This is a genomic window from Pseudopedobacter beijingensis, assembly GCF_042678145.1.
GTDB classification, from domain to species: domain Bacteria; phylum Bacteroidota; class Bacteroidia; order Sphingobacteriales; family Sphingobacteriaceae; genus Pseudopedobacter; species Pseudopedobacter beijingensis.
On the sequence record NZ_JBHUDG010000001.1, the window covers coordinates 95,412 to 107,499 of the forward strand.

Annotated in this window: 9 protein-coding genes; all 9 read left to right on the plus strand. The window is 37.6% G+C overall.

Annotated features, from left to right (window positions below):
• The first annotated feature begins 285 nt into the window (after positions 1 to 285).
• The 9 genes from ACFSAH_RS00335 (at position 286) to ACFSAH_RS00375 (ending at position 12,069) form a co-directional block, all read left to right on the plus strand.
• Complete coding sequence (locus tag ACFSAH_RS00335) at positions 286 to 2,898, plus strand: glycoside hydrolase family 95 protein (protein WP_379660685.1); 2,613 nt, start codon at positions 286 to 288, stop codon at positions 2,896 to 2,898.
• Between the two features lie 598 nt (positions 2,899 to 3,496).
• Positions 3,497 to 4,519, plus strand: a complete 1,023-nt coding sequence (locus tag ACFSAH_RS00340) for a methionine ABC transporter ATP-binding protein (protein WP_379660686.1) — start codon at positions 3,497 to 3,499, stop codon at positions 4,517 to 4,519.
• A complete protein-coding gene (gene metI, locus ACFSAH_RS00345; protein WP_379660687.1) occupies positions 4,512 to 5,168 on the plus strand; it encodes a methionine ABC transporter permease MetI in 657 nt (218 codons plus the stop codon). The genes ACFSAH_RS00340 and metI overlap by 8 nt, the downstream gene beginning before the upstream one ends.
• 133 nt (positions 5,169 to 5,301) lie before the next feature.
• Positions 5,302 to 6,114, plus strand: a complete 813-nt coding sequence (gene metQ, locus ACFSAH_RS00350; RefSeq protein WP_379660688.1) for a methionine ABC transporter substrate-binding lipoprotein MetQ — start codon at positions 5,302 to 5,304, stop codon at positions 6,112 to 6,114.
• Positions 6,115 to 6,253: 139 nt separating this feature from the next.
• Positions 6,254 to 7,270: a phosphatase PAP2 family protein gene (locus tag ACFSAH_RS00355; RefSeq protein WP_379660689.1), complete on the plus strand. Its 1,017-nt coding sequence runs from the start codon at positions 6,254 to 6,256 to the stop codon at positions 7,268 to 7,270.
• 194 nt (positions 7,271 to 7,464) lie between these two features.
• Positions 7,465 to 8,121 carry a formylglycine-generating enzyme family protein gene (locus tag ACFSAH_RS00360; RefSeq protein ID WP_379660690.1) on the plus strand — a complete coding sequence of 219 codons (657 nt, stop codon included), beginning with the start codon at positions 7,465 to 7,467 and terminating at the stop codon, positions 8,119 to 8,121.
• Between the two features lie 69 nt (positions 8,122 to 8,190).
• Entirely contained in the window at positions 8,191 to 8,580 is a 390-nt protein-coding gene (locus ACFSAH_RS00365) for a RidA family protein (protein ID WP_379660691.1), read from the plus strand.
• A gap of 251 nt (positions 8,581 to 8,831) precedes the next feature.
• A complete protein-coding gene (locus tag ACFSAH_RS00370; RefSeq protein ID WP_379660692.1) occupies positions 8,832 to 9,953 on the plus strand; it encodes a glycoside hydrolase family 88/105 protein in 1,122 nt (373 codons plus the stop codon).
• 85 nt (positions 9,954 to 10,038) lie between these two features.
• Positions 10,039 to 12,069, plus strand: a complete 2,031-nt coding sequence (locus ACFSAH_RS00375; RefSeq protein WP_379660693.1) for a glucosidase family protein — start codon at positions 10,039 to 10,041, stop codon at positions 12,067 to 12,069.
• The last annotated feature ends 19 nt before the right edge of the window (positions 12,070 to 12,088 follow it).

Genomic DNA, 12,088 nt, shown 5'->3' on the forward strand with positions numbered 1-12,088 from the left:
GAGTGAAGAAGATCCGAGGTATTGAAATATACTGTTGATATGAAATTGCTTCGATTTCTCGCAATGAGGTTCCTAATTTTTGTAATTGCGATGAGGAACGACGAAGCAATCTTATTCAGGACTATGCAAATCACGAAATAATAATTGAACTCCGATTTATAAGGAGGATTCGAAACTTATATGATGAGATGCTGAAACGAGTTCAGCATGACAGTATAGGGGAGAATCCGCTTTGATCAATATTTTAGTACAAAATAGAGCTATTATTTAAGAGCCTAACTTTTAATGATGATGAATAGATATATATACTTGTTGACACTTTTTGTGATAGCAAATCTTGCAGGATTTGCGCAAAGCAAATCAGATCCTAATTTAGTTTTATGGTATAAGGAACCTTCTAAGATTTGGGAAGAGGCTTTACCTATAGGTAATGGTTTTCAAGGAGCCATGGTCTTTGGTGGCGTTGGCAAAGAACGTTTTCAACTGAATAACGGAACTTTATGGTCTGGATTCCCTAATCCGGGAAATAATCCAAAAGGTCCAGCGGCTTTGCCTCAGGTAAGAAAAGCCATTGACGATGGGGATTATGCTAAAGCCGCTGAAATCTGGAAGAAGAATAATCAAGGGCCTTATTCTGCTAGATATTTAACCATGGCTGATCTTTATCTTGATTTTAATCATAAAGATAGCGATGTACAGGCTTATAAAAGATCTTTAGATTTAAATAGTGCTGTACACACGGTAACTTACAAAGTAGGCGGAGTAACTTATAAAAGGGAAACTTTAATGAGTAACCCAGACAAGGTGATGGCTATTAGGCTAACTGCCGATAAGAAAAATGCCTTAAGTTTTACTACAGATTTAATCAGTAAGCTGAAATACAAAACCAATGCTGTAGGGCAAAATGCACTGATTTTGAAAGGAAAAGCTCCTAAACATGTGGCACATAGACCAACAGAGCCAGAGCAAATTATTTACGATGAGAACGGAGAAGGGATGACTTTTGAAGTTCATTTAAAAGTTTTGAACGAAGGTGGAACTGTTAAAACATTAGGAAATAAAATTACTGTGCAAAACGCCAATGCAGTAACCATTTATTTATCCAGTGGAACAAGTTTTAACGGTTTTGACAAATCGCCAACTATTGCAGGTAAAAATCCGTCAATTGAGGCTTCGGCTAATCTGACTGCTGCAGTTGGAAAAAAATATGATGTAATGAAGCAAGCCCATATTGCTGATTATAGTAAACTGTTTAACAGGGTGGTTTTGAAGTTAGGAAATCGTCCTGATTTGGCTAATCTTCCAACCAATATCCGTTTGTCCAGACAGGGACAGAAAGGAAATGATCAGGGATTGCAGGTGTTGTATTTTCAGTTTGGTCGTTATTTAATGATATCCAGTTCAAGACCGGGTTCTCAGGCAACAAACTTACAGGGTTTGTGGAATGATCATGTGCAACCACCTTGGGGCAGTAATTATACCGTAAATATCAATACGGAAATGAACTATTGGTTGGCGGAGAATACTAATTTGTCTGAACTGCATTATCCATTATTTGATTTTCTGGAAAGGCTTGCCGTGAATGGAAAGGAAACAGCGAAAATCAACTATAATATTAACAAGGGATGGGTATTGCATCATAATACCGATATCTGGGCAAAAACTTCACCAACGGGTGGTTATGACTGGGATCCGAAAGGTTCACCACGCTGGTCGGCATGGCCAATGGGCGGTGCCTGGTTAAGTACGCATTTGTACGATCATTACCTGTTTACGGGGGATAAAAAATTCCTAAAAGAGAAAGCATATCCTTTGATGAAGGGTGCGGCCGAGTTTTTATTGGCTTGGTTGATACCCGATCAGAGCGGATATCTGATTACCAATCCGTCAACTTCTCCGGAAAATACTTTTACCATCAATAAGAAACAATATGAGATCAGTAAGGGTACAACTATGGATTTGGGGATTATGCTGGAGTTGTTTAATGCTTGTATTCAATCTGCTAAGGCTTTAGATACTGATGCTAATTTTGTAAAACAGTTGGAAGCTGCTAAGGCCAAGCTGTACCCATATCAAATCGGCAAATACGGACAATTGCAGGAGTGGTTTTTTGATTTGGATGATCCAAAGGACACACATAGACATATCTCGCATTTGTATGGTTTATACCCGGGAAACCAAATTACGTTGGAGACCACACCAGAACTGGCTGCCGCTGCTAAGCAATCCCTTATTCATAGGGGTGATGTAAGTACAGGTTGGTCTATGGCCTGGAAAATCAATTGGTGGGCGAGGTTGCAAGATGGAAACCATGCTTTAAAGATCTTAAAAGATGGCCTGACATTGATTGACCCTGCTAAAACAGCAGAAGGCGATGGTAAACATTCGGCAGGAGTAAACCAGCAACTGACTAATGTACAAATGAGTGGCGGCGGTACCTACCCGAATTTATTGGATGCCCATCCACCTTTCCAAATTGACGGAAATTTTGGTGCTACGGCAGGGATCATAGAAATGTTGTTGCAAAGCCATAATGGTTCATTGCATTTGCTTCCTGCTCTTCCTGATGAGTGGAGAGAGGGAATTGTGAAAGGTATTAAGGGGAGAGGTAATTTTACTGTTGATATGGAATGGAAGCAGAACAAACTGGTGAAGTCTGTCATTCTTGCCAACCAGGGTGGTGTTTGTCGCGTGAAATCTTTTCAGCCTATTCAGGTAGTTGGAGTTAGTGATCCAGAGCGGAAAGGGGAAGGTATTAATCCATTATTGCCTCGTGTACAGGAATTAAAGTTTACTAATGTAACAAACGTTAAGCTTTTGGATTTGAAAGTGGATAAAACCTATGAAATAGAATTTATGACGGAAAAGGGTAAGACTTATACAGTTGTTCCGCTATAAGATTTTTCTCAATAATTTGGTTTGAACCTTAGTGTGTGGTGGGCTGTATCAAAAGTAAAAAAGTTGTCATTTCGATGAGTGCAGCGAAGAGAAATCTCTTCCCTAAGTACTTCTGAAAGAGATCCCTCGACTGCGATCGGGATGATAAGGTACTTTTGATACAACCCCTTTTTGTTTATAAAGACAGGTTGGTATATCTGCAGATGTTTTTTGGGGATGTCTTTTCGTACCGGCTTAATACCAGCTATACATAAGGAACACACCAGGTGATACTAGAATAGTTAAACACGCCAACTAAAATTCATGAAAATGGGTTTAAACCTGTTTTGGAGAAGGGACTGTCTCTTTTAAAAGTTTAAACAGGACACAAAAGTGTCAATTTGTAACTGACTATTGTTTTGTGTAATAATTTTTGTAGTGAATTTTTGATTGAAGCGTAATGTTGTTTTTGAAAAAGGTGTTGTGAGGGGTGAGTTTTAATGGTATAGGAGAGCTCCCGGAATGTAAAAAACTACTATCCTTATAGACTATTTGTGTATAAAAGCATTATTTTCGTGAACAAAAATCTTGAAAAAAGAAAAATAACAAAAATAATACGATGATTGAGCTGAAACAGGTATCAAAGACTTTTCGTCAGGGCAGGCAGTCATTTAAAGCTTTGGATAATATTAACCTTAGGGTTGAACAAGGTGATATTTTAGGGATAATAGGTTTTTCGGGGGCGGGAAAAAGTACATTAATCAGATGTGTAAACCTGCTGGAACGACCTGATACGGGAGCGGTAATTGTTAATGGTAAGGATTTAATGCCTCTGAAGGTTGCTGAACTGGCGGCTGAACGGAAGAAAATAGGCATGATTTTTCAGCACTTTAACTTGTTGTCGTCCAGAACAGTATTTGGTAATGTGGCTTTGCCTTTGGAATTGGATGGTATGGATAAAGCGGTTATCAAAGAAAAAGTAAACAGGTTGTTGCAAATTGTTGGCTTAGCGGATAAGGCTCATGATTATCCTAAAAATCTTTCGGGGGGACAAAAACAAAGGGTAGCTATAGCAAGGGCTTTAGCCAATGATCCGCATTTGCTGTTATGTGATGAGGCTACGAGTGCGCTGGACCCTTTGACTACACGGTCTATTCTGCAGTTATTAAAGGATATTAACAGAGAACTAAGGATTACCATTTTATTGATTACTCATGAGATGGAAGTGGTAAAAGCTATCTGCAATCATGTAGCTGTTATAGATCATGGTCAGTTATTGGTAAAGGGGACATTGAATCAGCTTTTTGAAGAAAAAAATCACCCTATAGTTGAACAATTAATTATGGGTAAGGAGCTGGAAGTGCCTCAGACATTGAAAGATACTTTACAGGATGCACCTGGAAATGGACTATGCCCTTTACTGGAAATTGAGTTGAATGAAACAACTTCAACGGAACAATTGCTGGATTTTATCCATGATAAAAAACTAGGGTATAAATTATATGCTGTTGAAACTCCGCAATACGGATTTAACTATGGCAGGTTGCAGGTTTATCTGAAAGATAGTGAGGCTAATCAGGTAGTGTTTCTGGATTATCTGAAGGGGCAAAAAGTTCAATATTTAATAAGAGGGTATGCTTGATAGTATGACAATGGCATTATTGCTAAAAGGATTATGGGAAACTGTTTTTATGACCTTTGTGGCTGGTTTCTTTGGTTTTGTACTGGGGCTGCCTACAGGTGTATTACTGTTTCTTACCAAGGAAGGCCAATTGTTGGAAAACAGCTTTTACAATCGTATCCTTTCGTTTTTTGTAAATGTATTCCGTTCTATCCCTTTTATTATTCTTATTGTGTGGATGATTCCATTTACCCGAACGCTTATAGGTACATCTATTGGGGTAAATGCAGCATTGGTTCCTCTAAGTATCGGAGCAGCGCCTTTTATAGCTCGTTTGGTTGAGAATAGCTTGTTGGAAGTTCCGGCAGGTCTTATTGAAACTGCGAGGGCATTGGGTGCAAGTACCATGCAAATTATTAGAAAAGTATTATTGCCGGAAGCTCTTCCTTCTTTAATCAATAATGTATCTATTACTTTGATTACTTTGGTTGGTTACTCTGCTATGGGGGGAGCTGTGGGAGCCGGGGGATTGGGACAGATAGGTTATCAGTACGGGTATATCGGGTATGATGGTGTAATTATGAATACTGTACTTGTGTTATTGGTAGCATTGGTGTTTATAATACAGTTTGTGGGGGATAGGTTATCTAAAAGGTTTGATCATAGGTAGGGAGTAAGTTGTAAGTATTAAGTTATAGGTTGTAAGTGTTAGGTGTTAAGTTGTATGTATTAAGTTATAGGTGTTAGGTATAAAATATAAGTGGGCTTGGATAATTTTTAGATTAAATAAAATTCAGAATAAGATGAAGTCAATCAATAGATTATTTATAATTGTTGCAGCGGCATTTTTGATGCAGGCTTGTGGTGGAGCGTCTAAAACAGATAATCCTAATTTTATAAAAGTGGGTGTTACATCAGGGCCCGAACGGGAATTGGCAGAAGCAGCTAAAAAGGTGGCTGCAGAAAAATATAACCTGGATGTTGAACTGATTATATTTAATGATTATGTGGTGCCAAATGAGGCTTTGAGCAATGGGGATATAGATGTTAATATATTTCAGCATGAACCTTATTTAAATGAGCAGTCGTCTAAAAGGGGGTATAAGCTGGCGGTAGTAGGTAAAACATTTGTGTTTCCTATTATTGGATATTCTAAAAAAATAAAAAATATCAATGAGCTTGGGGATGGAAATACAGTGGCTATTCCTAATGATCCTACCAATGGAGGACGTTCTTTGTTATTACTTCAAAGATATGGTTTGTTGAAGTTAAAATCGGGCATAGGTCTTTTGCCTCGTGTTACAGACATTATAGAGAATCCTAAAAATCTTAAAATACTGGAAATAGAAGCTCCGCAATTGAGTAGGGTATTGGATGATAAGGAGGTTACCATGGCTATTATCAACAATAATTTTGCTGTTCAGGCAGGATTAGATGCGAATGAATATGGCATTATGAAAGAAGATAAGGAGTCTCCTTATGTGAATGTTATTGTTAGCAGAGAAGATAATAAAGAACAGGAAAAAGTGAAAAACTTTGTAAAGGCTTATCAATCTGAAGAGGTTCTTCGGGCAGCAGAGAAAGCTTTTAAAGGAGGAGCGGTGCAGGGGTGGTAAATGTTTAACTATGAATGATGAATGATGAACGATGAGCTATGAACTATGAATGATGAACTATGAATGTTGAACTTTTTAGTTATAAATTATAAACTATGAATTGGGTGGTAGCCGTTACTGATTTTTTGATTTCTTAAAAATGAAAATAAGAAGCGTATTATTAGCTGTTTTTTTGCTGTTAGGACGAGGAGGTATAGCTCAGGAAATAGAAAAAACAGATCAGCAGCTTAGTCAGGTTGCAGTAGCAGACAGTTGTAACAGGGAGATAGAACAACGCTACAAAATAAACGAAAATGAAACATATATTTATGATCGTCCGCGTTTACAGGATTTGGTAAATAAAATCCCTAAAAATATAATTAACTCGGCAAAGGATATTGTGTCTGCGCCGTATTATCCTTATTCTATAGCGGCTGTGGGAGCGACAGCTGCTTTAATACCGGCTGATCCCTGGGTTATAAAGCAAAGTCGTAATATAGGTGAGGAGTTGGGGCTGTCAGAAGATCATTACTACAAAAAGCTGGGCTTTTTGAAAATAATTCCGGGCAATGTAAATTCTGCATTTTATTTTCTGGGTAACGGAACTACAGTTATTTTGATTGGTGGCGGACTTGCTACTTATGGGTTGCTTAATAATGATTACAGGTCTTTGAGTACCTCTTTACAGCTAATGGAGAGTTTAGTGGTTACAGGTTTGTTTGTACAGCCTCTGAAACGACTTAGTGGAAGAGAGAGTCCTTTTGTAACTGAAGCTGAAGGGAGAGCGCATAGTCACTGGACTTTTGCTCCGAGCTTTAAAGAATACGGACAAAATACATCAAGATATGATGCTATGCCGTCTGGACACCTTACCACCGCAATGTCTGCATTGGTGGTTATTGCAGAAAACTATCCCGAAAAAGTATGGATAAAACCAGTAGGATATAGTCTTTTAGGGCTACTCACCTTTGAAATGATGCAAAGTAAAGTACATTGGGTTTCGGATTATCCCATAGCATTGCTATTGGGATATGTGACAGGTAAGAATATTGCAAAACAAAGAATTATAAAGGAGGGGAATGGTTTAGCAAAAAAGAAAAATATTCTTGATAGGGTACAGTTTACAGCTTCTTCTGTTTATGACGTACAGACTATTGGAATGAAACTAAAACTATAAAATAATAGAGATGCTTTGAATTAGTGTCATTCGGTGGGTTTTGTTTTAACTGTTTTTTGATGTTTTATCTTTAGGTATACTTTTGGTTTGTTTATGGTTAATAAATAAACCTGATGATACCTTTACGAAGAACTTTTTTTTGTTTTGTTTATCTGTTTGTAATCATAACGCAAGTTTTTGCTTATAAACCACGAATGGTTTATGTAGAAGGTGGGGATTTTTTTGTGGGGAGTATTGGGAAGCAAAATTCTCAGACTGTGAAAATAAATAACTACTTTATTTCTGCTTTTGAGGTTACAGTCAGTGAATATCAGTTGTTTGTGAAAGAAACAGATCGTTCCATGCCACCTGAACCTAAATGGGGATGGAAAAAAGATCATCCGATTGTGAATGTTACTTATGAGGAAGCGTTAGCTTATTGTGAATGGTTAAGCAAAAAAAATAATTCGACATTTAGGCTACCTACCGAGGTAGAGTGGGAGTATGCAGCGCGGGGTGGTAAAAAAAGTAAAAACTATAAATTTAGTGGTTCTAATAATCCCAGCAGGGTTGCATGGTTTAGGGTGAACAGTGGAAACAAAACTTATGCGGTGGGTAAGAAAAAGGCAAATGAATTGGGGTTGTACGACATGAGTGGCAACGCATGGGAATGGTGCATGGATTGGTATAAGGAATATACTGCTGATAAAGGTGATGAAATAATAGATCTGGAAAAAGCATCGGGTAAAATTGTTAGAGGAGGTGCGGCAAACAGATTATCTCCTTATTGTAAACTAACTAAACGTTTAGCTAGTTATTCGGACTGTCGAAGTGCGTTTAATGGATTTAGGGTGGTCGAGATTTCAGAATAAATTTTATCAATTACAGCTTCGTACAAATTTATATTTTTGTTTATCTCTATTAGAAAGAGATATCATGATATGAATACAAGAAAAAACTTCACAACTGGTTCTCCCTGGGAGGACATTATTGGATATTGTAGAGCGGTAAAAGTGGGAAATACAATAGAAATATCCGGAACCACCGCTGCAAAAGATGAAAATGGCAATGCTATAGAGGGATTGTATAATCAGACTAAGGCAATTATAGAGAAACTTTCGGGAGTTTTAAATGAAGCAGGAGCTTCTGTACAGGACGTTGTCAGAACCCGGATGTTTTTAACAGATATAGCACAATGGGAGGAGGCAGCAAAAGCACATGGAGAAGTTTTTAGAGATATTAAACCTGTAACTACCATAGTAGAAGTGTCTAAACTGATAGATCCGGAAATATTGATAGAGATAGAAGTTACTGCTATACTGAGTCATTAGTAAAGAGGCTTAATGTACTACTTTCCCATAAAACAACTTGTGCTTATGGGAAATGTAAAAACAGGTGTCGTTTTTATTTTCTGTGTACTTTTTGTCAAGGTGATAAGGAGATCCTATTGTCTTCCTTTAAAAAGGGGTAAGACTTTGATAAAATGTTAATTTAGTTTAATCAGAAGCCAATAAGGTTGAATAAGTAATCGTGATATTTTACGTACTTGCGAAAACAAAATATTCGCTAACCAATTGGGAAAATGAACAGGTACACATCTTTGATATTAGGTTTCCTATTAACCGGAAGTCATATTTATGCACAGTCCTCAGATTTAAAAAACTGGCCTAAAGGGGCTTCTCCAAAAGAAGTAGGACTTAAAATTGCAGAGAAATTTGTAGTTACACCACATACAAACTTTAACAGACCCACACCTCCAAGAGTCATTTCATATCCTGAAACATGTACATGGTACGGTGCTTTAACCTTTGCCCGTGTAACTGGAAATAAAGATTTAACCAAAAAACTGGCAAATAGATTTGAACCACTTTTCCACGAAGAAGCGAAGATGATTCCAGTTCCGGACCATGTGGATTACAGCGTTTTTGGATCGGTACCTTTGGAGCTATATAAACAAACCAAGGAACAAAAATATTATGATTTAGGTATGGGGATAGCAGATAAACAATGGGGGCCACCAGAAGGACCTCGTGTTGTGCCTGCATCTCATATATATTACGCACAAGGCTTGACCTGGCAAACCCGTATGTGGATTGATGATATGTATATGATTAATGCTTTGCAAACCCAAGCATACAGAGTAACAAAAGACCCTAAATATATTGACAGAGCAGCTAAAGAGATGGTGGTTTATCTGGATTCTTTACAAAAAGATAACGGTTTATTTTATCATGCGCCAGATGTTCCTTATTTCTGGGGTAGGGGAAACGGGTGGATGGCTGCCGGAATGACAGAGATTTTAAGTTCTTTGCCAGAAAATAACCCTAACAGACCGAGAATATTAGAAGGTTATCATAAAATGATGGCTTCTTTATTAAAATATCAGGCATCATCTGGGGCATGGCGTCAATTAATAGATGAACCTTCTTCGTGGGAAGAAAGTTCAGGAACCGGAATGTTTGCCTATGCTATGGTAACTGGAGTGAAAAAAGGATGGTTAGATAAATCTAAGTATGCTCCGGCCGCCAGAAAAGCCTGGTTAGCACTGGTGAATTTTATAGATGAGAATAATAATGTTCGTGAAGTTTGTGAAGGGACGAATAAAAAGAATAGTAAGCAGTATTATTTCGATCGGCAGCGTATTACAGGTGATTTACATGGCCAAGCTCCGGTTCTTTGGACAGCCGCCGCACTTTTAGAATAGTTTTATAGCAGTTTTTCGTTAAAAAGTGGATTTAGGTCCACTTTTTTGTTGTTTAAGATAATATCTGTAAACCAAACCAATAATCATGATAAAAAAATATTTGTTAATAGGCTTTATGGCATTAGCGGTATATACAGCAGAAGCATTTAGTCAGAACAGATGGGATATCCAGAGTGATGGTAGTATTGTGTGGAAAACAAACGGGGTGTTACCTCATAAAGATCATATAGAAATGAGTGGCGAGAAGATTTCATTATGGGTAGAATATGGATTAGATGAAAACCATAGAGCGAAGTTTACTCGTACAATGGTTTTTCCAACGTTTAGAGTGCTGCCGGATAATACCAGGAGTCATATTTCTCATACTTTTCAGGATACGGATTTACCGCGCATCTACATCAATAATAGAATGATCGATTATAATACTATAAAAGCAGGTCGGTCAGGTAATATCAATTATGATGTTAATGAAATTACCCATAGAGGGATTATGCGGGTAAATGCAACGGTATCTTCGCCGGTACTGGTTAATATGAAAAGAACATTTTTTCCTTCAATAGATAAACCTTTAGCTATTGAAAAGTTCGACATCACCAACACCAGCAGTCAGGAAGTGACTGTTGCCTGCGAGTATGTGAAAAAAGAAATAAGGACCAATGCAGAGCGTAGTAAGGTAGCTCCACATTCTATTTTAATGGGAACTGTTGGAGATGGTTATAAAATATTGAAACCGGGGGAAACTACTTCTTTTTCTGTTTATTATTTAGCTACAGATACTCCTCAACATGTTTTTGCGATCAATCCGGAGCAAGAGGAAAGAAACAGAGAGGACAGGGTAAAAGAAATTACTTCAAAATTGGTTTTAGAAACTCCTGATAAAACTTTGAATACCGCTTTTGATTTTGCAAAAATAAGAGGTACAGAAAGTATTTATTTAACCAAAGGAGGTTACATGCATGGTCCGGGCGGTTTGTCTTACTATGCTGCACTTTGGGCTAATGATCAGGCAGAATATATCAATCCATTCTTTGCGTTTTTGGGAGACAGAATAGGAAATAAATCAGCAATGAATTCCTACCGGTGGTTTGCTAAATTTATGAATCCGGAATATAAACCTATTCCAAGTTCGATAGTTGCCGAAGGAGATGGTGTTTGGAAAGGTGCAGGCGATAGAGGAGATGGAGCCATGATTGCTTATGGAGCGTCCAGGTATGCTTTAGCTTATGGAAATATAGACTCTGCAAGGGTGCTATGGCCATTAATAGAATGGACATTAGAATACTGTAACAAAAAAATGAATGCAGATGGCGTAGTAACGTCTGATAGTGATGAATTAGAAAATAGATTTCCGGCCGGAAAAGCCAATCTGTCAACCAATAGTTTGTATTATGATGCCTTGAAATCTTCTGTTTATCTCGCTAAATTATTAGGGAAATCTAAAGCTGAGGTAGATAAATATCAAAAACAAGCTGATGCTTTAAAAGTCAATATTGAAAAATATTTTGGAGGTAAAGTGGAAGGTTTTGATACCTATAAATATTACGAAACAAATGATATTTTAAGAGCATGGATATGTTTGCCTTTAACTGTTGGTATTTACGATAGAAAAGAAGGAACTATTAACGCTTTGTTTTCTCCGCGTTTGTGGACTCCGGATGGCTTAGCTACACAGGCGGGAAAAGAAACTTTTTGGGATAGATCTACTTTGTATGCTTTACGAGGTGTTTTTGAAGCAGGTGAAACTGAAAAAGCGATGAATTATCTGAAATACTATTCTAACCGGAGACTATTAGGAGAACACGTACCTTATCCGGTAGAAGCTTATCCGGAGGGAAATCAGCGGCATCTTTCTGCGGAAAGCGGTTTGTATTGTAGAATTTATACCGAAGGTGTTTTCGGAATGAGACCTGTTGGATTTAGCAGTTTCAATTGTACACCCAGAATACCTAAAGAATGGAATAAAATGGCGTTAAAGAATATCCACTCTTTCGGGAAAGTGTTTGATCTGACTATTGAGAGAGCTGGAGGAAATAAATTGAATATCAGTGTAAGAGAAGGAACGAATACTAAAAAGTATACCATTAAAGATGGTGCTACACAATTAATTAATTTATAAAATCAGTGAAAGTGAATCA